We start from the raw sequence: 24,187 nt of genomic DNA, 5'->3' as shown, positions 1-24,187 counted from the left end.
CTAATTTTTAATACAAAAGTCGGTTAAACTTATCCCGACTTCTGTATTTTGCTTTAGAATTATTTTCCGGATATCGGCCTGTCTTCTGGTTTTACGCCCCATGTTGCAGATGGTTTATTGCCCATATAAATTTGCATATTTCCACCAGCAGTTATGGCTTTATGCAAAATATACGATTTAGTATATGGTTTTCCATTCAGCACAATTTTCTGAATATACTTATTCCCGGCACTATTACCTACAACCTTTATATTAAATTTCTTATTCCCAGGCAGCGAAATAACCGCATCGTTAACCAAAGGTGTTCCAAAAACGTAAGCTCCATTTGCGGGGTTAACAGGATAAAATCCCATTGCAGTAAAAATGTACCATGCACTCATTTGCCCTACATCTTCATTGCCACACAACCCATCTGGTTTTGATGAATAAAAATCATGGTCTATTTTACGGATCAGATCTGCAGTTTTCCATGGCTGGCCTGCATATGTATACAAATAGGTAATGTGGTGATTGGGTTCATTTCCTTGTGCATAATTACCAATCAACCCACTAATATCGGGTGAGCCATTGGTTCCTAAATCCAAAGGTAAGGTAAATAGCGAGTCCAGTTTATTGATAAAAGGTTTATCTCCTCCAAAAAGCTTAATCAGTCCTTCTACATCCTGAGGTACCAGCCAGGTGTATTGCCAGGCATTTCCTTCTACATAATCATCTTCACGGTGTTTTGATGAAAAAGGATCGAAAGGGGTTCTCCAGGTTCCGTTGGCCAGTTTGCCACGCATAAACTGAACGCTTGGATCGAAATATAAGCTGTACAATTTTGATCTTTTGCTAAAATAATTGTAATCGGCTGTTTTATTCAATGCCTTAGCCATTTGCGCTATACAATAATCATCGATAGCATACTCCAAAGCCTTACCAACTGATTCATTTACCTTATCAGCCGGAATATGTTTTAGCTCCTGAATGTATTCAATACCATCTGTTTTTTGCATGGCCGATTGTTTAATTGCTTCATAAGCCAGGTTAACATCAAATCCGCGGTACCCTTTTAAATAGGCATCAACGATAACCGGCACAGCGTGGTAGCCCACCATGGTATTAGTTTCGCTGCCCATTAAGTGCCAAACCGGCAACTTCCCTTGTTGTTTGTAAATGGTCAACATGGTATTTACCACATCGCTTACTTTATCCTGGTGTAAAATGGTAAACAACGGATTGGCTGCGCGATAAGTATCCCACAATGAAAAGGTGGTGAGGTTATTAAAATTGGCCTTTCTGTAAACTTTTTTATTAGTTCCCAAATAATCTTTATTTACATCATTAAATAATGATGGTGCAATCATAGTATGGTATAACGCCGTGTAAAATACTTTTTTAGTAGTGGTTGAGGCCTCAATTTTAACTTTAGATAGCTCTTTTTCCCATTTTGCATCGGCATTTTTAACTGTAGAAGCGAAATCCCAGCCTGGTAATTCGGTTTTTAGATTTAAAATTGCATTTTCTGCACTAACTGGCGACAAGGCAACTTTAATTTGTAACTTTTCAGCATTAAGGGCGTTAAAAGTAACAATTGCCTTTAATTTTTTGCCTGTTAGTGATGATCCGCTTTTTACAACTGTACTATCATATAGCGCAATGTTTTTTATTGGTTGCGAAAGCTTGATTACAAAATACAAACGTTGATCGTTAGACCATCCTTTAGAATTTCTGTGCCCAACAATGGTAGTGGCATCTATTTGCTTTAAAGAGGCAGATACCGGGGCATCCCAACCTATGCCCTCAATTAAATCGATAATAACATGTGGATTTTCAGCGCTTTTTTTAAAGGTATATTGGTGGAAACCAACTCTTTCTGTAGCCGTTAATTCGGCTTTGATTTGGTATCTATCAAGTAATACACTGTAATAACCAGCTTTAGCTACTTCATTTTGGTGCGAAAATTTAGAAAGATAACCTTGCTGATCATCGGCTGTTTTTCCTTTTTCTAAAATGATTTTACCAGTGGCAGGCATAATCGAAATATCTCCCAAATCGCCAATTCCTGTTCCACTTAAATGGGTATGGGCAAATCCGGTAATGGTATTGCTGATGTAATTATAGCCGCTGCACCAGTCCCAACCTTCAAAAATATTGTTCGGCCCAAGCTGAACAGCCCCGAACGGAACATTGGCACCAACGAAAACGTGACCATGTTTTGCTGATCCAATTAATGGATCTACATATTGCGTAAGCTTTGTTTTCTGCTGTGCAGTGACATTAAGTGTAAATAGAGAGGCGGTTAGAAGTAGAATAGATGAGATTTTTCTGAACTGCATGTGTGTTATAATTTCCTACGATAGATTTAAAAATCTAAAAGTAAAACGTTTTATGATTAATTCTCATAAAAAGGGAAAGAATTATATAAAATGTCCGTCATTTCAACTGAAACGCAGTCTTGATGTTAAATCGAAAGAGAGATTTATCATCATTGGATTTAGCTTATCTGAGCACTTCGCTCGAAAGGACGATTACACAGGTAAACGACCTCTTATCCAATCTCTAAAACAATTACCTGATCGGGTTCATCGGCATTTAAAGTTGTGGCAATCGTTAATTTGGATTGTTTAAGTGTGTAGTTTACCGGGGTTTTATCCTTTAACAAATACGCTTTTTTGATTTTTTTTACCTGAAAGTTTTCCAAATCTAGCTTTGCCGTTTTACCATCTACTATATGGATATAAATTTTTTTGTCGCTTTGCGTAACGCTTCCCCATGCTTGTGGCTTTATAAAGCCTGCTTTGGTACCGTAAATACTTTCGCCATACATTTTAAGCCAATCGCCTAAACCTGCTAATCGGTCTTGAAACTCAGGCTGAATTTTACCGCTCGGCATCGGGCCGATGTTCAGCAAAAGATTGGAGCCTAAACTTGCAGCTTTAACCAACATGTGCACCAATTCTTTATTGGATTTATAATAGGTGTCGCTTAAATTATAACCCCACGAATTTGATATCGTTTCGCAGGTTTCGAGTGGCAATTGATCTGATGCTTTTTGAAAACTTAAACCTGATTTATTCTCACCGGGAAGGTCACGTTCGAACATCTGAAAATCTTCTCCGGCAAAAGGTGTAAGGTGGTGGTTATTCCCAATCATACATTGCGGTTGGAGTTTGTGTATCAAACCGTAAATTTCATTGTATTTCCAGTCAATTCTTGATGTTCTGTCTTTTGATCCCTCTGGTTCAGTCTGATCCCAGTGCCCATCAAACCAGATCCCGCCTATTTCGCCGTAATTGGTTAATAATTCAGTTAACTGATTTTTCATAAACTGCAAATAACTTGCGTAATCGCCTTTGCCAGTTCTACCCGAACTCTGCCCCGTGCGGCCGGTTTCATGTGGATAATCTTCCCTGCGCCAATCCAGTAATGAATAGTACAGGTATAATTTTACCCCTTGTTTATGGCATTCATCGGCCATCATTTTTACAATATCCTTTTTATAAGGTGTATTCATGATGTTAAAATCAGAATATTTGGTATCCCACATACTAAAGCCATCATGGTGCCTTGTAATCAGCGTAATGTACTTCATACCGGCATTTTTTGCCATGGTTACCCATTTTTCGGCATTAAAATCAATTGGATTAAAAAAATCTTTAAGGTTTGTATAATTATGAACAGTGAGTTTCCGCTCATTCATTACCCATTCGCCACTACCCGGAATGCTAAAAGGGCCCCAATGGATAAACAAGCCGAAACGGGCATCACTAAACCATTCGCGCTGTTTCAAATTAGCAGCTGCGGGTATGTAATTTTGTGCTTTCAACTGTATGCCAAGCAATAGTAACAATCCTATTATTACAAATTTTTTCATGTGGTGAAGCTTATATTTTGGTTAGATTTTAGTCTAGTGATGCTGTAGCTTTGGTTGGTTTGCCAATTACTTTATAGTTTCCATCTCCTTTTAAAATGGCTAAAATCTGTGCTTGGTTGGTAAACAGGTTTTTTGCCGCAGCCAATTCTTTATCGTACTGAAAACTTTGCTCTATCCTGCCTTTTTCATAAAAATAACGGCTCACAATCTGTGTTTCCAATACTCTTTTAATTTCTGCCTTATGGCTTACCAGGTCAGTTTTTTTAGAGGATGTAAGTTTGTATTTCAGGTTCTCGAGGTCGGTTTTTACTTCAGCGGATTTATTTTCTTTTTCAGCCTCTAAACGCAAGTCAGAAAGTAATCTTTCGGTGCGGCTCTGATAAGCGAGGTCTTTATCTGCAAGGCTGCTGGCAAAAGTGTTATAATCAGCATCGGTTAGCTGGAAGGTTTTTGCAGAAGCCAAAGCTGGTTTTTCTTTTCTATATTGGTTTGCGTAGTTAAAGAAAAGGCTTTTATTAATCATCGAAATGGTAATCGGGCTTAATTTAGCTGCATCAACTACCACATCAGGGTATACACCATTGCCACTGTAAACATTTCTGCCGGCTTTTGTTTGGTACATTACCATGGTAGAATCTGCAAAACGTTCGGCTACTCCTTCGGCATTTTTATGCGCATAATCCAATTTTTGAATACACCGGCCTGATGGGGTGTAATATTTGGCCACAGTTACTTTAACCAGGCTGTTGTATGGCAAATTAAAAGTTTGTTGTACTAGGCCTTTACCATAACTGCGCTGACCGATTACAATGGCCCGATCTAAATCTTGTAGCGACCCAGCCACAATTTCTGAAGCGGAAGCAGAGTTGCCATTTACCAAAACCACCAACGGAACCGAAGGCGCTATTGGCGCAGACAGGGTTTTGTAGGTGATTGTTTTCTCCACATTTTTACCTTTTTGGGTAACCACAAGCTGATCTTTATTGACAAACAGGTTTACAATTTTAACAGCTTCCTGCAATATGCCTCCACCGTTATTTCTTAAATCAAGAACTACACCTTTAGGGTTTTCTTTTTGAATAGCCAACAAAGCATCCTTCACTTCCTGACCGGAATTTTCGAGAAATTTATCAAGTTTAATGTAGCCAATACCCTCGCCAACCATGCCCGAATAAGAAACATTGGGTTGTTTGATCTCTTCGCGAATGAGCTTTTTTGTGATTTCCTTGCTATTTCTGATCATCAGCAAATCTACTGCAGTTGCTTTAGGTCCGCGTAGTAGCTGGCTAATTTCTGCACGGTCTTTCCCTTTTACTGCGATTCCGTTTATACTCACTATCTGATCGCCGGCTTTAATTTCACTTTTATTAGCCGGATAACCTTCACTCACATCATTAATGAACAATTTTCCATCGATAAAAACAGTGCTTGCTCCAATACCGCCATATTGTGTACTTACATATTTGAGTTTATAATCTTCTATTTCCGATTCGGGAACATACTCTGTATACGGATCCAGACTATCCAACATGGCATCAATACCAGTTTTCATCAATTGCGGGGCATTGGTATCATCAACATAATTGATGTTGATCTCTTTATAAAGCGAGGCAAAAATATCGAGGTTTTTAGAAACCAGAAATAAATCTTCTTTGAATGAAAAAGATACTACAGCAAGGCCAAAGCCAGCCGCTAAAAGACCATATTTTAGTTTTTTCATTCCTTATGTATTTTATATTCCGCTTTGGCAGGTAAAATGAAATACCTGTCTGCCTGAAGGATGATTTATTGAATGTACAAACGTAAATGTACAAAAAGCGGCAAATATTAAAAACAGGTTATTTGGGGCAAGCGTAAATTAAGCGTTACGCTAATTATGGAGGTTAAAGTACTGAGTTGACTACAATCTGTTTCCTTTGGTATCTGCCAGGGCCTTTTGAATGGTAAATTCGACATAGGTACGGTCGCGCTTAACCAAACGCATTAAATCTTCAACCAGTTGATCTTCTTTGCCTGGCGTAAATTCCAAGGGTTCGTTGGCAAGGTCGCGGTATTTCCTTAAGAACTTGGTTTTTACTTTAAATGCAGTTTCTGAAGTGAGTTGAAAATTAGCCATGGCATATTTTATTTGATGCAAAAGTAAAAAATATTTGTTCAGGTTGATGCGTTTTTATGTGAAGTGACAAAAAAAGTGGAGATTCGCGCTTTATTTTTGCACGATAATTGTGTTAAAACCGCGTTATAGAACAAAATCAGGTGTAAAATCACAATAAGTGTAAATGTTAAACATGAGCCAAAAACAGTTAATTATAGCACTTAAATATGGTATTATGCCTGATTTATGGCTCAAAAATCCCTAAAAAAGCAAATTAAACAACATGAAAAAAATCATCTTCTCTATTGTTTTCCTAACCTTGGGTTGGGCAACATCAAAGGCACAAACTTTTAACCTTGGCGTTAAAGCAGGCGTAAATTTAGCTAAGTTAAATGCAGATTTTGCAAGTGAAGAAAACCGTTTGGGTTACCAGATCGGTGCATGGGCGCGTATTGGTGGTGCAAGTTTTTATGTGCAACCTGAAGCCTATATCGGCAGTAAAGGCAACAAATTTATCAGCATTCAGCAAGATAATGGAAATGAAGTTCAGGCTGAAGGAAAAGTGAAATTTACCACATTGGATGTTCCTGTTTTACTTGGAACAAAGTTTGGAGCTAAAAACCTAAATTTCCGCTTAATGGCCGGTCCGGTTATTTCATTTATTCTGGATGAAAACTCATCGTTTAGCTCTGCTTACCAGCAAGCTACAGATTTCGACAATTACAAAAACCAAGCCTTGGGCTTACAGGCTGGTGCAGGAGTAGATGTAGGCAATATTTCGGTTGATTTACGCTACGAGGCGGGCTTATCAAACATTAGTAAAAGTGAAAAATACAGCCAAAAACCTAATTTATTTCAACTGAGTTTAGGATTTAAGATTTTGTAATAACATATATTAATAAAGGCGGTTGCGGTTCAACTGCCTTTATTATTTTAAAATTATTAAACTTCCACTTAGTTTACAACATTCGTTTTTTAAATCTATAAATCGTAATAAACGCTCGTTGGAAGGGGTTGACCGTCATAATTAACATTAAATTTTTTAGTGCAGGCTTTTGAGTAAAATACCCGTGATCCTAACCTGGTATATACGGCATATTCTGCATTAGGTAGTAATCAGAACCTGTAATTTTCCAAGTGTCATCAATTCCATCGCAATTTGGTATTGTGGAATTAGGGCAAAAAAGAGGCTATATCATATTATAGATTTGTTATCCTGAACTTGTTGAAGGCCTTGTTAAACATCTTTTATAGTGTTTCAACAAGCTCAACATGACGAAGAATTACTTTTATGATACAGCCTCTTGGTATTGAGACAGTTTTAATTAATAAAAAGTGGTATAAGCGGTAACTGTAGGCAGAAAAGCCGAGTTGCCTGCAACGCCTTTCAAATAAAGTGTATAAGCCCTGCCTTTTGATAACGAAAGTGTTAATGTACCCGCAATAACAGCCCCACCACTTGTGGTGTTGTACAAAAGATACTTAACACTTGGCGCTACCCCTGACCCCGGACTTGGCACCTCCGCCCAGGCAGAAGATGTTCCATAAGCTACGTTTGAAACAATTTTAGGCCCTGTAGGAAGATCTCCTTTAATCAAATCGATATTTGGCCCCCCGTTATATACATTAATAACACGCAAAAAAACTTTTGAGGTATCTAATGCAGGCTTTATATCCTCTACCACTAATGATGAAGGGATTTGCTTTGCTGTGGTATTGTACTGCCCGGTAGTAAATATTGTATAATATTTTCCTGCCTGTGGCGTTATCTGCGAATTAAATACTTCTAAACCAGCATCAGCAGTAGCGCTTGCTATAATTTTTGCGGTCAACTTGTGCGATCCTGGTGAAGTAATAGCATAACCAAGGTCAGGGAACAATGATGTGGCGGTAGCGTAATTATACCCAGCATTTTCAACTCCTAATGATGACAACCCGGCGGAGAACTTGGTTCCATCTATAAAAAAATTAACAGTTGGACTGCTTGGTGTAACATTCAGAATTTTTACATATGCATACTTAGGATCGCCGGGGGCAACCTTTTCATATACGGTATTTTCTACCAGAGCTTGTTTTTTACATGCGGAAAGCAATACTGTAGCCACCGCAACTAAATATAATATCTTTTTCATTTTTGTTTATTTAAGCGTGAGTTACGGTTGAGAAAACCACATTTTAAAAGTATGGTAATTAGGCTGATCGCCTCCAATTTTTTTTAATGCTTCTAAATTCCAAATGTACTCTGAATTGTAACGCGGGCGATAGCGTTGTATCGGTTTGCCTCCGTTATCTGCATAAAATGAAGCAGGAAAAAAGAACGTGCCTAAGTAGGGATTATTACCTTTAGAATCGCCATCAAAGTAATTGTATTTACGCAAATCGCTCCAGGTTTCAACAAATCCATAAGCATAAAGCGCAAGGTATTTTTGCAGCATAATATCTTTTAGTGTTAATGTTGCTGGCGTTTGTTTTACAGCGGCACTTGTTAAATATGCTGTTTTATCAGCAGAGGTAATTGCTGTACCTAAAGCACTAACAAAATCAATACTGGCCGAAATTCCTTTTGTATATGCATCTAACGCTAATGTGGTATTACCGCTTCTAAAAGCTGCTTCGGCTTTAATAAATTGCATTTCAGCATAGGTCATGATTGGAAAACCAGCGTTATCTTTAAACAGGTATTTTCCAAACGTAGCACCGGGGTTAGCAGATGCTAAAACTCCCCATGGGTTTGGAATTTGATTTTTGGCAGCTACAGTTCCTGCATCTGAGGTATTTGGAGCAGTACCTCGGAATTCACCATCAGCAGAGGCGGTAATCATGTTATTTCTACGCGGATCGATAACCGCATTCTTTGTTCCCACAAGATAAGTTCCGTCAAGTAAACCCACAATAATTCTTGTTTGGCGATAGGATGCCAGGTTTGCTCTTAGCGGTCCAAAGAAATTACCATTTGCAGCTGTTGTACCTAAATTGGGTACAATAAAGTTATCAGCATTGCCAGTTAATGATTTATCAACATACTCAATAACCTTTGCCGGATCGTAGTTCGCTTTATTAATCAGGTTATTTGCATTTCTTGCAAGTATTCCATAATTGAACCTAATCCATTTGGCATTATCGCCAGCATATATTAAATCTGCCGGGGCCAATTTACCAACTGTTCCGGTACCATCGGTTCTACTAAAGTTAGCTATTGAAAGATTAGCCAACCTAACAACTTCGGCATAAACATCTGCCTGTGAATCGTAATCAAATACATATCGATTAGGCTCAAAGGCTTGCTTAAGAATAATTTCACCATGGTAATCGGTGGTAATTTGCCAGCTCCAGGCTTTTAACGCCTGCGCTAAACCTACATAATTCCACTCTGATTTAGCGGTCGATTTATCTATAATCAAGTTTAAATTGGCTCCTAAACCATAATAATTGGTTCTCCATATCTCACCGCCAGAATCACTTGATGGAATCCATCCATGAGATTCCCCTACGTTTACAGCCCCTCCAAAGTATTGTACAACGCCTCCTAAATACCTCGAATCAAATTGCACCCCACGCTCCATTTGTGCAAAAAGCGGCGGGGTTAAGGTTCTGCTTTCTGGATCTTGCGGTGTTGCCGGATCGGTATTAATATCCAAATACTTTTTACAACCTGATCCGATCAAGACTGTTAAAGCAACACATAATATATATATCTTTTTCATTTCAATTTTAATTAAAAACCAACTTTAAGACCAAAATTATAACCTCTTGGCTGACCTGCAGAGCCATAATCAATACCCGATCCACCTAAACCACCTGAAGATGCATTAAGTCCGTTTACCTGAGGATCTACACCATTATAGTTAGTAATCAGAAGCAAATCTGTTCCTGTAAAGAAAACGCTGGCATTTTTGACCACCCGGCTTTTGGCAAACAAACTTTTCGGAAGGTTGTAACTTAAAGTAATATCTTTCAATCTTATCCAATTGATATCTTTTTGAAGAAAATCGGCAGTGTTGAAATAAGTAGAATAGTAAGTTGTGGTGATGTAAGGAATAACTACAATGTTGTTTTTTGTTGGGTTGGCACTATTTTCCAAACCATCTCTAAAAACTCCTTCAATAATTCTAGGAGTTTCACGATCTAGGCTCAGCTTAGATAGCCCCCTTTGGTATAGATATTCTTCTGTAGCATTGTAGATATCACCCCCTTTTCTTATGTCCAAAAGGAACGATAAGTTGAAATTTTTATAGGTGAAACTATTTGTTAAACCAGCACCAAAATCTGGAGCGCGATCACCAATAGGAGTAAAATTTGTATCTCTGATAGGCATGCCATTAACAGGGTTTATTAATATTTGGCCCGCATTATTGCGCAGATAATTTTGCCCTGCAAAGGCTGATATTGATGAGCCAACGGTATATTGTGCCCTTACATCATCCGTTAACCAGGTATCAGACAGATAAAAAACGTCTTGACCGGCCGGAAGTGACAGGATGTAACCACGATTGCGTGAAATATTTGCGGAAATATCCCAAGAAAAATCTTGCGTTTTAATTGGTGTTCCTTTTATAAGAAGCTCAAAACCCCTGTTTCTAATTTTACCGCTATTGATATAACCTAATATTGCACCAGTTGCATAACTTAAACGAGGAGCCGTGATTTGTTTATCTGAAAGGTTTTCATAAAGAGAAAAATCAAAAGATAACCTGTTGTTAAAAAATCCCAATTCCATACCCACCTCTTTTGATGTTGTAAACTCAGCTACCAGATCAGGATTTCCTGCTGTTACATCTGTTGCAAAACCGCCACCGGTTGTGGTTTGTGCAAGAAGTTTTGTTTTTGTGATGTAAGCCGTTCTCGCATCTTTACCAGATTGCCCCCATGATGCTCTTAATTTTCCAAATGACAACCAATTTAATGTCTTAACAGCTGGCAATTCTGAAAATACAAAACTCAAGGATGTTGCCGGATAAAAGAAGCTATTGTTTTTGCTCGGAAGTGTTGATGAGATATCTTCGCGGCCAGTTAAGGTTAGATAAAGAAATTCATCATAACCTAATTCCGCCTGTGCAAAACCGCCAACTTTACGTTTAATAAAATCAGAATAAGCAACCCGTTGCGTTGTTGGGTCGGTATTGTTTATACTATAGTAGTCTTGCTCATAAAAACGGGTACCAAATTGTGCGTTGGTAGCATCATCATCATCAGTTAAATCTCCACCGATTCTTAAAATAGGTTTAAACTTACCAAAGTCTTTTCTAAATGTACCAACAAGCGAGGCATTGAATAATCGCTTTACATCCTGATAGGTATTTATAGCACCGCCTGAATATACTGTTCCACTTACATTAGAGGCATATGATTGGGGATGATAGGCAGATAACCCGGTTTGCGTAAACATATCGGCACCTACCCTACCGGTAACGGAGAACCATTTAGCAGGAGTATAATCTAAACCAACATTAGTTAAAATGCGGTTTAGCTTATCATAGTTTGGATTTTTGTTCACCCCCCAGTATGGATTGTCGAGCTCAGCTCCCAAACTTGATCCCAAAATCCTTCTTCCACCTGTCTGCGGATCAATATAATTCCGCATATCATCTACCCGGGGCCATGATAAAGAACTTAACATAGGGCTACCAACGCCTCTGTATGTTTTATCAGTTTTAGATGATATGAAATTTACTGAAGCGTTGAGACTTAACTTATCGCTGATTTTGGAAACCCCACTTAGTTTAAAGTTTAAACTGTTATAGCCAGTACCAGGAATATAACCTTTTTGATCCGTGTAACCTAAACTGGTTCTTACCGATAGCTTTTCAGATCCACCTTCTACAGATGCATTATGTTTTTGAGTAAAACCAGTCTGATAAAAATTTTGAAGGTTATCATATACAGGTAATCTCTCTGGGTATTTAGCACCAAAATAAGTTCTTGTTCTAACTTCTTCGTCGAATATACCACCTGCTCCACCACCATATACAGTTTGATAATCAGGAAAACGATAAATATTTTCCACACGGAATGAGTTGCTGTAAGTGGCTCTGGCCGTACCTGCTTTAGCCTTTTTTGTAGTAATAACTACTGCACCAGACGCCCCCTCGGTTCCGTATAATGCAGCAGCTTCTGGCCCTTTTAAGATGGTTACAGATTCGATCTCCTCAGGGTTGATATCCATTACGCGGTTACCATAATCGTTGGTGCGGTTAAAACTACCCTGCCCAACCAAGTTATAATCAGAAAATGTTTTGTTGGAAATTGGCAAACCATCTACCACAAATAATGGCTGATTATCTCCATCAAGCGAAACACCGCCCCTAATAATAATTTGCGATGAAGAGCCTGGTAAGCCAGTTGTAGGCGTTATAATTGCGCCGGCAACCCTTCCCTGTAACGCATTTAAAAAATTATCGCGTTGTGTATCGGCAATTTCAGCACCTTTGAGCGTTTGGGCAGAATAGCCCAATGCTTTTTTATTACGTGTAATACCTTGCCCTGTTACCACCACCTCTTCTAAATTACTCGCATCGCTGGCCAAAACGATATTGACAGTTGTGTTACCACCAACTGCTCTTTCCTGCGTTCTATAACCGATGTAAGAAAAGGTTAGCACATCTGTTTTTAAGGCCTTAATAGCATAGTTTCCTTCAGCGTTGGTTTGTGCAACTGTAGTGCTTCCTTTTACTCGGATGGAAACACCTGGTATAGGCCCATCAGTTGATGTAACCTTACCGGTAATGGTTATTTGTTGCGCTATGGCATGAGCCAGCAACAAAAACGTACCAATAAAAATTAGTAGTAGTTTTTTTTTCATAAACTGCCTGTTTAGTTAGGGATAAAGATTGTTTAGTTGTTGTTAGTTAGTTACTAAAACACGCACAATAACGCATTTTATGCTAATATCACAATTGTTTTAGAATAAAAAAACTATTTAACAAACTATTTAGCAAGGCGTAACAAAAATATTATCGCAATAACACGCAAAAACACGCACATTAAAAAAATCTAAAAATCTTTTATACATTCGTTCTAAAACCAGACACTACTTATGCTGAAAAAAGAACGACATGATTTCATCATGCGCCAGATTAACCTGCACAACCGGGTTTTAACCTCCGATCTGGTGCAGTTGCTAAATGTTTCGGAAGATACCATTAGAAGAGACTTACAGGAGCTTGTTGACGAAAACCTACTTTACAAGGTACATGGAGGTGCTTTATCTAAATCCTACCACAGTTCTTTTGATGACAGTACTGTTTATGCCCGAGAAAGTAAGATTGCGATTGGCAAAAAAGCCATTCAGTTAATAAAAGATGGAATGGTAGTTTTAACCGGAGGAGGCACCACGATTTTAGAATTGGTAAAATTACTTCCACAAGGATTATCTGCCACATTTTTTACCATTAGTCCGCTGGTTGCAGTAGAATTGGCCAAGTACAATAATATTGAGGTAATTTTGATTGGAGGATTATTTTCTAAAAATTCGCAGGTTACTTATGGCGGTCAGGTAATTACACAGTTATCAGAAATAAAGGCCGATTTATGCTTGATGGGCACCAGTGCCATCCACCCTGATGAAGGCTTAACAGATACATATTGGGAAATTAATCAACTTAAAAAGGCCATGTTGGCCTGCGCAAAAAGAACAGCCGTACTCTGTATTTCGGAAAAACTGGATATTGCTTTAAGGTTAAGGGTTTGCCCGATAGAAAGCATTAGTTATTTGATAACTGAATTGGATAATGCCCACGAATCGCTTTTCCGTTATAAAGAAAAAGAATTGAATATTTTATAAAAAGGGTCCCGATTTTAAATCGGGACCCTTTCTTTTAGAATGTTGGATCGGCAGGAGTATTGGTATTGTTATCCCTTTCCTGAAAAGGATATGGAAAGAAATTTCGCTTACGATCGGTCAAAGGCTGATTAAATCTCCTCATATCTTCCAGTTTTAAGCCCGAAGCATATAATTCTATCGAACGGTGCTTATAAATAAGATCTAACAATTGTTGCTGTGTATAAGGCCCTACCAAGGGTGGCAGTGCTGCAGCAACACCAAACAGATCGGTTGTTTTTGTTACTACTTTATTTAATTCAATTAATGCATTTGGTAAATCGGATTGCCGCGCAAGTGCCTCCGCTTTAATCAAGGTTATTTCTCCTGGTAAATAAATAGGAAACGGTGTTGCCGTTGCCGCAGCAAAACCGTTCATCCGCAATGTTTGAGGGCTACCTGCAAGTACAGTATAAAAAGCAATTCTTTTATCTGCCGCATCAGGAATATTTGCTCCGGTAAGACCGAAATTTGCATTTAACGGCTGAAAAACATTGTTTGAAGAAATAATACTGAACAAAATATTTGGTGAGGTAGCATCAAACTTAAAAAAAGATGGCTTTGTTAAATCTACCAGGTTTGCCTCTGTTAAAGCGAGCGCATAATTTCCTGAAAAAAGTGCATACCTTGCTTTCAAAGCGTGAATTGTATTTATAATATTCACATCAGCAGGAACATTGGTTAAAAAGCTTGTCGAAATTGGATTCGCAGCAATAACGGTTAAAGCATTATCAAGCACCGCGATTGCTTTTGTAAAACCTGCAGAACGCGTAATAAAAGCTACATTTTTACCTGTTCCATCAGGAATTTTCTCCCAGTATTGCGCCATATTTCCAATGGCCAGAGCCTTAAATATGCTCGAATAAGCAATCAACCCCGAAGCATAACCCTTATCACCCAGGTTATTGGCATTGGCAATAACCAAATCTGCATCGTAGATAATTTTGTTGGCGCTTGTCCAAAGATTAAATAGAATTGTATTGGTTCCATCTACAGTACTTCCCCCGGTACTTAACTGCAATTCAGGAATATTTCCTGAATTAAGTAACCTTAACTCGTTGGTTACAAAACCATTTGCAGCAACAGAATTGAACATTACACCCGTACGGGTTAAAGTGTACACGCGCTGCAAACCAATTGCCACGGCGGTTAATCCTTGCTGTGTGCCCAAAGCCACATCTGTTTTGGCCCTTGAAGGATCCTGATATTCTTTTGTACAAGAGGCGAGGCACAATGTTAACAAAAGCGTTAAACAGGCTATATTTGTCGAAATATTGTTTCTTAAAATTTTCATAAATTTTCCTTTAACAATTATAATTTAACTTGTAAACCCAAAGTAAAAGTGCGTGGAATGGGCACCGAACCAAAATCGATATTTCTTAAGATGGTTGATTGGCCACCAGAGTTTAACTCAGGATCGTAACCTTTGTAATTATCCCACGAAATTAGGTTTCTTCCGCTTACTGTTACTGTTAAATCTCTTAAAAACTTAAGCTTACCAACGTTATAGCTTAATGATATTTCTCTCAATTTAACAAAAGATCCATCATCAATACGCCATTCTTCAATCGCATAAACGCCGGCTACATAGCCTCTAGGCAATTGTCCAAGTTGCTCCTGCTCCGCTACTTTGCCATTACCCACACCTTGCCGGGTTCTCCAGTCGGCATTCCATACATCACCTCCCTGTACAGCATCAAATTGCACATGTAAATTCAAACGTTTATAGGTAAAATCGTTCACAAAAGACATATTATAATCTGGATTTGGATTACCAATCACTTTACGTAAGGTTGTACCGGTAGGCAAACCGTTCGCATCGCGCTGAGGGGTAAACGTTGTGGCAGAAGTTTGAATTCCCTTTTCTATTTGAGGAATACCTGCGGCATTGGTTAACAAACTTCCATCAGGATTCCGTGCAAAAAAAGTTCCGTAAAACACACCAATAGCCTCACCGTTTATAATCGCTACCGGGGCACCAGGGTTTGTACTAAACAATCTTAAACCACCAACATCAAGTGCGGTATTTCTGTTTCTGTTAAAAACAACTGAAGTATTCCATTTAAAACCCTTTCCATCTACAGGGGTTCCGTTTAAAACAAGTTCAATCCCTTTGTTTCTTAACGAGCCGATATTATCCAGCAAGCTTGAAAATCCACTGGAAGGTGCCTGCACGCTGGCAATTAAAAGATCACTTACTTTTTTATTGTACCAGTTAAACTGTAGGCCCAACCTGTTTTTGAAAAAAGATAAATCTGTTCCCAGTTCCAGTTCGCGCTGGCGTTCAGGCTTAACATTTTCATTCGCTAATGTGGCACTCGAAAACAATGAAGCCCTTCCTAAAAATGATTGAGTAGAATAAGCATTTATCCGATCATATGCACCAATACCTGTCAAATTTCCCGACTCCCCGTATGCTGCTCTGATTTTAAATGCATCCCACCAGTCAGAAACACCAAAACTTTTCCAGTAATCAGCTGAAGAAAGCACATAACTTAAGCTTCCTTTTAAGTATTCCTGTGTACGGTTTTCAGCTCCGAATACTGAAGATTGATCAACCCTGAGGGCTCCGGTAACAAATAAATGATCTTTATATTTAAAGTTTTGTTGAATGTATCCTCCACTAACCGATAATTCCGTTCTGCCATCTACACTCGGAAGTTGCGTTGCAGCAGCGTTTACTGTTTCGATTAATGGGGCCAAACCTCTACCGTTTACCAACTGGTACCTGGTTTTTTCATATTGAAAAGAGTAACCAACCTGCGTGGTTGAGGAAATTAAATCAGAAAGTTTTGCCTGGTAAGTGGCATTAAACTCATTGTTAAATTGAAAAGCATTGTTTGTTGCCGCACTTGCATAGCCATTTAAGGTTCCATCCAAGGATGCACCTCCACCATAAAAATCAGGATTTACATTATATGCAAAGGGCGGTATATAGGTAGAACCACTCTGACCAGAGTTATCAACCCCCAAAGTAAAATCTAACGTTAAATTTTTTACCGGGTACAATTTTAAATTGGCATTGGCAATGATGCGGTTAGTTTCCTGGCGTTGCTTAATATCTTCGATTACCGAAACGGGATTTACCCTGCCCCTTTCTCCAACAGCCATTAAATTACCGTTGGCATCTCTGGCAAAAATATCATGTATATTACCAATAATGGTAACCGAGTTCATTGGCGAAAAAAACGAATTTCCATCTGGCTTTTCATTGGCAGAACTGCGGATATAATTTAAGCCGGCACTTAATTTTGCCCATTCAGTGATTTTTTGATCTACGTTTGCCCTAAAATTATAGCGCGTAAAGTCAGTGTTTTTAATAATCCCCTGATTGCTGAAATAAGCCGCAGAGGTATAATATTTTGTATTTTCATTACCTCCTGAAACTGAAACAGTATTATCTGTACCTGTTGCCGATTGAAAGATATAATCCTGATAGTTATATCGTGCAGCAGGAATGGTTTTCTTTTCCAACACTGCCGGATCGCCAACCGTTTGGATCACATCTTGCGTAGGAAAAAGAGTTGGTGTACCAAACCTTACCGGAGATTCGTTTACCTCAACCTGCTTACGGAGGTGACTCAAGGTTAAACTTGTGCTAAAATTAACCTGGGCAGCACCACTTACACCTTTTTTGGTAAAAATCTGGATTACGCCGGAATTTGCCCTCGAACCATAAATTGCAGCTGCGGCGGCTCCGTTTAACACTTCAATCCGCTCAATATCGGCCGGGTTAATATCAACCATTCTGTTTTGGCCGATACTGCCCACAAAGTTACCCCCATCGTAGTTAGATGAAGTATTGGTAACCCTTGTAGTAGAATTATTAACAATTACCCCGTCAATAATATAAAGAGGCTCTGATGATGAATTTACCGAACTGATCCCCCTTAAGCGTACAGATAATCCGCCAGCAGGATCACCTGAGTTTTGGCTGATCTGAGCCCCTGCTGTTTTTCCCTGTAAAGATGAAAGTACGTTTCCGCTTGGGGCCTTATTTAAATCATCGCCCTTAACCGTACTTACATAACTTCCCAGTTCTTTTCGTGTCGTTCCCTGCGAAGTTCCGGTAACAATTACCTCATCAAGGCCAACGGCATCACCACTTAGCGCTGTACTTAATTGAACCTGATCATTAGCACCAAGATCTATCCCCTCACTTCTGCTTTTATAACCTACGTAAGAAAACTGAACCTGGTATTTGCCCGGGGCTAAATCTACCGAAAAAGTATATCCACCGTTAGCATTGGTACTGGTTACTAAATTGGTATTGATAATTTTAACAACAACGCCCGGAATCTGTTCTTTATTTGAAGCATCGGTAACCTTACCACTTATGGTATACCGTTTGTTTTGTGCTTGTGCCATTCGTGCAGATAAGATCAGCAGAAATGGGATCAACAAAATTGCGAAAAATCCTGGTGACCATTTTAGGTAACTTTTTTCCATAAAAATTGGTTTTATATTTGAAGATTAGTGTTAAAACAAATTTAACAAAATACCGCACAAACCAAATTTTTAACGGGTACAAACTCATTTACAATTCTTAAATTGAAATGATCTTGCTATTGCGGCAAACTGATTTTACCCATACAAACCGAAGGTACACCTTGCCTGTTGCCAAAATTAATCGGCTCGCCACAAAGCGTTTCATTTGCCAAAACAGCAAATAAAACCGCCTCTTTAGCATCGGGGTTAATGTTTAAATCAGCTGTTGTTAAAAAAATACAGGCAGGCAGTTTTTCATTAAGGAGGCTCACCAGCAAAGGGTTATGCATGCCGCCGCCACTCATAAACACACGCGCTTCAGCCTTTTCGCCAAAACAACGTTTTATAGCATTTGCGATAGTTTCTGCCGAAAAATGGCATAATGTAGCCATTACATCTGCTTTACCTAAATTTGTGGTTAACGATTGCTCCTGTGCTTTTATTAAATATTCAAGGTTAAATAATTCGGGCCCGGTAGTTTTAGGAAATTCCAGCTCAAAAAAATCACAGTTAAGCAAAGCAGACAACAATTTTTGATTCGATTTACCAGATAAAGCAATTGCAGCATTTTTATCATAAAACTGGCCAAAATGTTTTTGCATGTATTGATCCATCAAAGTATTGCCCGGACCAACATCTGTAGAAAAAATTGCATTTGCATCCGTGCTTGCTGGCAGGTAAGTAAAATTTGCTATTCCGCCAATATTGAGCATCACACGATCTTCTCCTTCCTTTGTAAACATTAAATAATCTCCATAAACAGCCAAAGGAGCACCTTCACCACCAGCTGCCAGGTGTTTCTGCCTAAAATCAGACAAGATAATAATCCCAGTTTTTAAGGCAATATGATCTCCATCCCCAATCTGTAATGTGCCATTAGGGTAATCTGCCAGTTGGTGTAATGATTTTGGAGCATGAAAAATGGTTTGCCCGTGGCTGGCAATAAAATCAATATCATCATTTTTGTAGCCCCATTCTGCAAGCGCATCATTTATAAGCTGTGCATGGGTGTTGGCAATATGCGCGTTCATAAGGCATACCAATTGTAAATCGACTTGTTTTTTTGAAAAAACAGCTTTTATTTTTGCCCTAAAATCATCTGTATAATCAGCGGTTTTAAAATTTAACACTTCAATATTGGTATGTGCTCCGCTTCCCTTCACCAAACAAAGGGCAATATCCAGTCCATCCATAGAAGTGCCGCTCATCAAGCCTATAATTAAACGTTCTGATTTTCCTGCTTTTAAGTATAACTTTTGGATCTGTGTGTTCATATTGGTTTTTTTACGAAAAAAATCAAACGTTTGTCTGGGCCTTTAATCGAATATTGTGTAAATTCTTGCAATAAATGTAAATAACCTTTGGTACAAATTGGGCATAACTCTCTATATTTACTGCTCCGTACATTAAAATCCATATAAAAAAAATGGCTAGATTAAATCTACTGGAGGAGACACGTTTCGAGAAATTACCCGTAAGCGTGTTCGAAAATCCAAAAATTGCTTCAATTAATGTAGCACACCGCATTGCCGGGCTCATTAAATCAAAACAAGCAAACAACACACCTGCAGTACTGGGCTTAGCAACAGGTGTTACCCCAATTGCAGTTTATGCCGAATTGGTTAGGCTGCACAAAGAAGAAGGGTTAAGTTTTAAAAACGTAATTACTTTTAACCTGGATGAATACTATCCAATGGCCCCTACTGCCGCACAAAGTTACGTTACGTTTATGAATGAAAACCTTTTCGATCACATTGATATCGATAAGAAAAACGTTCACATTCCTGATGGAACGCTAGCTTTGGAAGACATTCCGGCATTCTGTTTGGAATACGAAAAGAAAATCGGCGATCTTGGAGGGCTGGATATCCAGATTTTGGGTATTGGCCGTACCGGTCACATCGGATTTAACGAGCCGGGATCTGCACCAAATTCGGGTACCCGTTTGGTTACGCTGGATGATTTAACCCGCCGTGATGCTGCACGCGATTTCGGTGGTAAAACCTTTGTACCAACCAAGGCCATTACCATGGGTATCGGTACAATTTTTAAGGCAAGGGAAATCATTTTAATGGCTTGGAGCCGTAAAAAAGCTTCGATTATTAAAAAGGCCGTTGAGGGCGAAATTTCAGGAGAAGTACCTGCAACATACCTGCAACTTTCTGAGCATGTGGAGTTTATTCTTGATGCTCCCGCAGCTTCAGAATTAACCCGCTTTGATACCCCGTGGTTGGTTAAAGATTGTATCTGGACAGATGCCTTGATCCGCAAAGCGGTAATCTGGCTCGCCAACACCTTAAAAAAACCGATCTTAAAATTAACTGAAGACGATTACAACAATAATGGTATGGCACAACTGGCAACCGAAAAAGGCCCGGTTTACAATATCAATATCCATATCTTCAATAAATTACAACACACCATTACCGGCTGGCCAGGTGGCAAGCCAAATGCAGATGATTCACAACGGCCGGAAAGGGCCGAGCCTGCCAAAAAGAGGATCATAATATTTTCTCCACACCCTGATGATGATGTAATTTCGATGGGTGGTACTTTTCTGCGCCTGGTTGATCAGAAACATGATGTACACGTAGCTTATCAAACTTCGGGCAACACCGCTGTTTGGGACGACGATGCACTCCGCTTTGTAGAGTTTAATGTAGACTTTACTGAGAAAATGGGTATGGACAATGCACATTTAAAGGATCTTTACAACAAAATGAGAACCTTTATTGAGCAGAAAAAACCAAATCAGGTAGATACACCAGAAATTCAGACTGTTAAAGGATTGATTAGAAAAGGTGAAGCCATTGCCGGAGCAAGATATTGCGGCCTTGAAGATGACCACATCCATTTTCAGGCACTACCATTTTACGAAAGTGGAAAAGTACAGAAAAACCCGGTAACAGATGCCGATATTGAACTTACAATCGAACTTTTACAGAAAGTTAAACCTCAGCAGGTTTACGCAGCCGGCGATTTCGAAGATCCGCACGGAACACATATTGTTTGTTTCAAAATCATTCTGGAAGCATTAAAACGCTTGCGTAAAACCGAAGCCTGGGCACAGGATTGCTGGTTATGGATGTACCGTGGCGCGTGGCATGAGTTTGAAACCTATGAAATTGAAATGGCAGTTCCAATTTCTCCGCAAGAGCTTGAACGCAAAAAATATGCAATTTTCAAACACCAGAGTCAGAAAGACAGAGCCGTTTTCCCTGGTGACGACTCAAGGGAGTTTTGGCAACGCGCGGAAGACCGTAACCGAGATACCGCAAAAGCCTACGATGAGCTTGGCCTTGCTGAATATGAAGCAATGGAAGCGTTTGTACGTTGGAAATTTGAAGATTAATTGAAATTTAAAATAAATCCAGTCCTGCTTTGATTATTCAAAGCAGGATTTTTTTTGCCCAAGCATCATATGTTCAAAAAACCGCTAATGAAAAATATTTATAAGGTTTAATAAAAAATCAAGAAGTTGCTCACCTCCAGAACTTTGCATTAATAAAAATAAAGTCACCGAAAAGTGAGTTTTCGCTTTGGCCAAACCTCCGAAGTCTCGATACCTGTAAGCAGCAAAATCAGAAAGTCTTTATAAAGATTTCCATGGCTTTCAGAAGTAATCTTCACTACTGTTTACCTAAACTTCGTAAGTAATTTCTCAATCTAAAAACAATAGGCTAAATTAGTTCGCCAAACCTAACCAGTTAACCATGACCGAACCTAAACAACGATTGTTATCTCTTGATTTTTTTCGGGGGTTAACTGTAGCTGCAATGATTTTAGTAAATAACCCCGGCAGTTGGGGCCACATTTACGCTCCGTTAGAACACGCAGAATGGAACGGCTGTACACCTACTGATTTGATCTTTCCGTTCTTTTTATGGATAGTTGGTGTATCAATTGCCTTTGCCATGAGCAGCAGTAAAGCAGATCCATCAACCCATAATAAAACCATTAGAAAAGCCATTAAACGTGGAATCATTCTCTATTTACTTGGTTTTTTCCTCGCTATTTTTGGAAAAATCATTAGCGCAATAACTGACCATAGATCCATCTGGGAGGCTTTTCAAACCGTTAGGCTTTTGGGCGTACTGCAACGCATAGGCATTGTTTTCATCATCAGCAGTATTATTTTTATCAAAGTATCCAATAAGGCAATTTTCAGATCACTCATTGTAATACTTGCTGTTTATTGGGCATTAATGACCTTTATTCCTGTACCTGGCGTAGGTTACCCTAACCTGGAAAAAGAAACCAATTTAGCAGCCTGGATTGACAGGGGTATACTTACTGAAGCACATACCTGGGCATCATCCAAAACCTGGGATCCGGAAGGAATTTTAAGTACATTACCTGCAATCGGAACCTGCTTATTTGGAATACTGGTGGGTGTGTGGATGCGTAGAAAAGATGTAGATAACCCTACCAAAGTTGCCTGGCTGTTTACTACCGGTATAACAGCAGTTATTTTAGGTTTACTTTGGGATTTACAATTTCCGATCAATAAAGCATTGTGGACAAGCTCTTACGTACTTTATGCCGGAGGACTGGCCTCAATCGGCCTGGCCCTTTGTTACTGGATTATCGATGTACAGGGTTATAAAAAATTTACCACACCTTTTGTTGTTTACGGTGTAAATGCCATAACTGTTTTCTTCCTGGCGGGCTTAATGCCCCGTGTATTAAACCTCATTCAGCTCACCAATCCCGACGGCACAAAAACCGGCTTATTGGTGAGGTTTTACGAAACTTGTTACACTCCATTTTTCAGTCCGATAAATGCCTCGCTCGTGTGGGCCATAACTTATGTGCTTGGCTTTTATATCCTGTTATATTTCATGTATAAAAAGAACATTATTATTAAGGTTTAGTAAATTTAAACTATAATTGACTGAACCCTGCTCAATTGAAAAAGAAAACCACCATATACGATATCGCTAAGGAGTTGAATGTTACTGTTTCTACAGTTTCAAGAGCACTTAGTGGCTTTCCGGCAATAAGCGATACCACAAGGAAAGCGGTTGTAGAAATGGCTAAAAAGTTAGATTATAGTCCAAACAAGCTTGCTTCTGCCCTAAAATCGGGCAAAACCTACATTATTGGCGTAATTGTACCAAGTGTACAGGCTCATTTTTTTGCATCCATTATTCATTGCATCGAGGATGGTTTAAAAGACAGCGGTTACCGCGTTATTATTTATCAATCAAATGAATCTGTAGAAAACGAAATAAATGGCGTAAGAACCTTATTAGAAGCACAGGTAGATGGCATTATGGCTTCCCTCTCTTTAGAAACACAAGATGTTTCGCATTTTGCCGAAATTATTAAACAAAACAAACCCTTGATATTATTCGACCGTGTAAACGTCGATTTAAATGTGCCTACCATTACACTCGATGATTTTAATGCTGGTTATATCGCTACCAAACACTTAATTGATAAGGGATATAAGAAAATTGCCTTTATTACCACCATTCACCAGATTAAGATCTTTAACGATCGTTTAGAGGGATATAAATCTGCGCTCGCAGATCATCAGCTCCCGCTTTCAAATGAACACATTATTTTTGGAGGCCTATCAATAAAAGATGGCCGTTTTGGCGCAGGCAAATTAATGCGCAGCAAAAACAAACCCGACGCCATTATTGCCGGTGATGATTTTACAGCTTTGGGGGTAATTAAAAAACTTAAAGAAATTGATGAAACGCCGCCAGAAGTTGGTGTAATCGGATTTGCAAATGAGGCTTTCTCTGCCTATATCACCCCAAATCTATCAACTATCGATCAGCATGCACCTCAAATGGGCAAAGAATGCGCTAAAATGTTCCTCAAAATGGTCAGTCAGCAAAACCCATATGCCAACATGGAACACATCGTAATCGATCCTGCCGTTGTAGATCGGGAATCAACTAATAAAACAGATTAATAT

General features: G+C 39.0%; 15 protein-coding genes. 5 read left to right on the top strand and 10 right to left on the bottom strand.

What is annotated here, in order from left to right; all coding sequences use genetic code 11:
- Positions 1 to 59 precede the first annotated feature (59 nt).
- From ASE74_RS03720 to ASE74_RS03705, 4 genes are all read right to left on the bottom strand, one after another.
- The gene (locus tag ASE74_RS03720; protein ID WP_055904361.1) at positions 60 to 2,318 is read right to left on the bottom strand and encodes a GH92 family glycosyl hydrolase; all 2,259 of its coding nucleotides are present in this window, start codon (positions 2,316 to 2,318) and stop codon (positions 60 to 62) included.
- Positions 2,319 to 2,530: 212 nt separating this feature from the next.
- Positions 2,531 to 3,856 (bottom strand): alpha-L-fucosidase, encoded by a 1,326-nt coding sequence (locus tag ASE74_RS03715; protein ID WP_055904358.1) that lies wholly within the window; start codon positions 3,854 to 3,856, stop codon positions 2,531 to 2,533.
- A 28-nt stretch (positions 3,857 to 3,884) separates the two neighbouring features.
- Positions 3,885 to 5,576 carry a S41 family peptidase gene (locus ASE74_RS03710; protein ID WP_055904355.1) on the bottom strand — a complete coding sequence of 564 codons (1,692 nt, stop codon included), beginning with the start codon at positions 5,574 to 5,576 and terminating at the stop codon, positions 3,885 to 3,887.
- 180 nt (positions 5,577 to 5,756) lie between these two features.
- Positions 5,757 to 5,972, bottom strand: coding sequence for a hypothetical protein (locus ASE74_RS03705; RefSeq protein WP_055904352.1), 216 nt, complete (start codon positions 5,970 to 5,972; stop codon positions 5,757 to 5,759).
- 262 nt (positions 5,973 to 6,234) lie between these two features.
- Here ASE74_RS03705 and ASE74_RS03700 point away from each other — a divergent pair, with 262 nt between their 5' ends.
- The gene (locus tag ASE74_RS03700; RefSeq protein WP_055904349.1) at positions 6,235 to 6,837 is read left to right on the top strand and encodes a porin family protein; all 603 of its coding nucleotides are present in this window, start codon (positions 6,235 to 6,237) and stop codon (positions 6,835 to 6,837) included.
- Positions 6,838 to 7,276: 439 nt separating this feature from the next.
- Here ASE74_RS03700 and ASE74_RS03695 read toward each other — a convergent pair whose 3' ends face one another.
- The 3 genes from ASE74_RS03695 to ASE74_RS03685 are packed head-to-tail and all read right to left on the bottom strand — an operon-like array spanning position 7,277 to position 12,750.
- Positions 7,277 to 8,083 (bottom strand): DUF4397 domain-containing protein, encoded by an 807-nt coding sequence (locus tag ASE74_RS03695; RefSeq protein ID WP_055904345.1) that lies wholly within the window; start codon positions 8,081 to 8,083, stop codon positions 7,277 to 7,279.
- Positions 8,084 to 8,104: 21 nt separating this feature from the next.
- A complete protein-coding gene (locus ASE74_RS03690) occupies positions 8,105 to 9,655 on the bottom strand; it encodes a SusD/RagB family nutrient-binding outer membrane lipoprotein (RefSeq protein WP_055904342.1) in 1,551 nt (516 codons plus the stop codon).
- A gap of 11 nt (positions 9,656 to 9,666) precedes the next feature.
- Positions 9,667 to 12,750, bottom strand: a complete 3,084-nt coding sequence (locus ASE74_RS03685; protein WP_055904339.1) for a SusC/RagA family TonB-linked outer membrane protein — start codon at positions 12,748 to 12,750, stop codon at positions 9,667 to 9,669.
- Positions 12,751 to 12,984: 234 nt separating this feature from the next.
- On the opposite strand from ASE74_RS03685, the gene ASE74_RS03680 reads away from it, so the two are divergent.
- On the top strand, positions 12,985 to 13,731 hold the full coding sequence (locus tag ASE74_RS03680; RefSeq protein ID WP_055904336.1) for a DeoR/GlpR family DNA-binding transcription regulator: 747 nt from the start codon (positions 12,985 to 12,987) through the stop codon (positions 13,729 to 13,731).
- A gap of 34 nt (positions 13,732 to 13,765) precedes the next feature.
- Here the strand turns inward: ASE74_RS03680 and ASE74_RS03675 are convergent, their stop codons facing one another.
- The 3 genes from ASE74_RS03675 to ASE74_RS03665 all read right to left on the bottom strand — a co-directional run bounded on the left by ASE74_RS03675 (position 13,766) and on the right by ASE74_RS03665 (position 19,529).
- Positions 13,766 to 15,061 (bottom strand): RagB/SusD family nutrient uptake outer membrane protein, encoded by a 1,296-nt coding sequence (locus tag ASE74_RS03675; RefSeq protein WP_055904333.1) that lies wholly within the window; start codon positions 15,059 to 15,061, stop codon positions 13,766 to 13,768.
- 17 nt (positions 15,062 to 15,078) lie between these two features.
- Positions 15,079 to 18,216, bottom strand: coding sequence for a SusC/RagA family TonB-linked outer membrane protein (locus ASE74_RS03670; RefSeq protein ID WP_055904330.1), 3,138 nt, complete (start codon positions 18,214 to 18,216; stop codon positions 15,079 to 15,081).
- Between the two features lie 116 nt (positions 18,217 to 18,332).
- Positions 18,333 to 19,529 (bottom strand): anhydro-N-acetylmuramic acid kinase, encoded by a 1,197-nt coding sequence (locus ASE74_RS03665; RefSeq protein ID WP_055904322.1) that lies wholly within the window; start codon positions 19,527 to 19,529, stop codon positions 18,333 to 18,335.
- A 152-nt stretch (positions 19,530 to 19,681) separates the two neighbouring features.
- On the opposite strand from ASE74_RS03665, the gene nagB reads away from it, so the two are divergent.
- From nagB to ASE74_RS03650, 3 genes are all read left to right on the top strand, one after another.
- Entirely contained in the window at positions 19,682 to 21,607 is a 1,926-nt protein-coding gene (gene nagB / locus ASE74_RS03660; protein WP_055904319.1) for a glucosamine-6-phosphate deaminase, read from the top strand.
- 361 nt (positions 21,608 to 21,968) lie between these two features.
- The gene (locus ASE74_RS03655; RefSeq protein ID WP_055904316.1) at positions 21,969 to 23,129 is read left to right on the top strand and encodes an acyltransferase family protein; all 1,161 of its coding nucleotides are present in this window, start codon (positions 21,969 to 21,971) and stop codon (positions 23,127 to 23,129) included.
- Positions 23,130 to 23,164: 35 nt separating this feature from the next.
- Positions 23,165 to 24,184 (top strand): LacI family DNA-binding transcriptional regulator, encoded by a 1,020-nt coding sequence (locus ASE74_RS03650; RefSeq protein WP_055904314.1) that lies wholly within the window; start codon positions 23,165 to 23,167, stop codon positions 24,182 to 24,184.
- The last annotated feature ends 3 nt before the right edge of the window (positions 24,185 to 24,187 follow it).

The organism is Pedobacter sp. Leaf216, from assembly GCF_001421515.1.
Taxonomy (GTDB): domain Bacteria; phylum Bacteroidota; class Bacteroidia; order Sphingobacteriales; family Sphingobacteriaceae; genus Pedobacter.
The sequence above is the reverse complement of the archived record's forward strand: the minus strand, read 5'-3'. Positions and strand labels throughout refer to the sequence as shown.

Excerpts from the sequence above, each read along its gene's own strand:
- ASE74_RS03720 (WP_055904361.1), bottom strand. The coding sequence starts at position 2,318 with ATGCAGTTCAGAAAAATCTCATCTATTCTACTTCTAACCGCCTCTCTA.
- ASE74_RS03715 (WP_055904358.1), bottom strand. The coding sequence starts at position 3,856 with ATGAAAAAATTTGTAATAATAGGATTGTTACTATTGCTTGGCATACAG.
- ASE74_RS03710 (WP_055904355.1), bottom strand. The coding sequence starts at position 5,576 with ATGAAAAAACTAAAATATGGTCTTTTAGCGGCTGGCTTTGGCCTTGCT.
- ASE74_RS03705 (WP_055904352.1), bottom strand. The coding sequence starts at position 5,972 with ATGGCTAATTTTCAACTCACTTCAGAAACTGCATTTAAAGTAAAAACC.
- ASE74_RS03700 (WP_055904349.1), top strand. The coding sequence starts at position 6,235 with ATGAAAAAAATCATCTTCTCTATTGTTTTCCTAACCTTGGGTTGGGCA.
- ASE74_RS03695 (WP_055904345.1), bottom strand. The coding sequence starts at position 8,083 with ATGAAAAAGATATTATATTTAGTTGCGGTGGCTACAGTATTGCTTTCC.
- ASE74_RS03690 (WP_055904342.1), bottom strand. The coding sequence starts at position 9,655 with ATGAAAAAGATATATATATTATGTGTTGCTTTAACAGTCTTGATCGGA.
- ASE74_RS03685 (WP_055904339.1), bottom strand. The coding sequence starts at position 12,750 with ATGAAAAAAAAACTACTACTAATTTTTATTGGTACGTTTTTGTTGCTG.
- ASE74_RS03680 (WP_055904336.1), top strand. The coding sequence starts at position 12,985 with ATGCTGAAAAAAGAACGACATGATTTCATCATGCGCCAGATTAACCTG.
- ASE74_RS03675 (WP_055904333.1), bottom strand. The coding sequence starts at position 15,061 with ATGAAAATTTTAAGAAACAATATTTCGACAAATATAGCCTGTTTAACG.
- ASE74_RS03670 (WP_055904330.1), bottom strand. The coding sequence starts at position 18,216 with ATGGAAAAAAGTTACCTAAAATGGTCACCAGGATTTTTCGCAATTTTG.
- ASE74_RS03665 (WP_055904322.1), bottom strand. The coding sequence starts at position 19,529 with ATGAACACACAGATCCAAAAGTTATACTTAAAAGCAGGAAAATCAGAA.
- nagB (WP_055904319.1), top strand. The coding sequence starts at position 19,682 with ATGGCTAGATTAAATCTACTGGAGGAGACACGTTTCGAGAAATTACCC.
- ASE74_RS03655 (WP_055904316.1), top strand. The coding sequence starts at position 21,969 with ATGACCGAACCTAAACAACGATTGTTATCTCTTGATTTTTTTCGGGGG.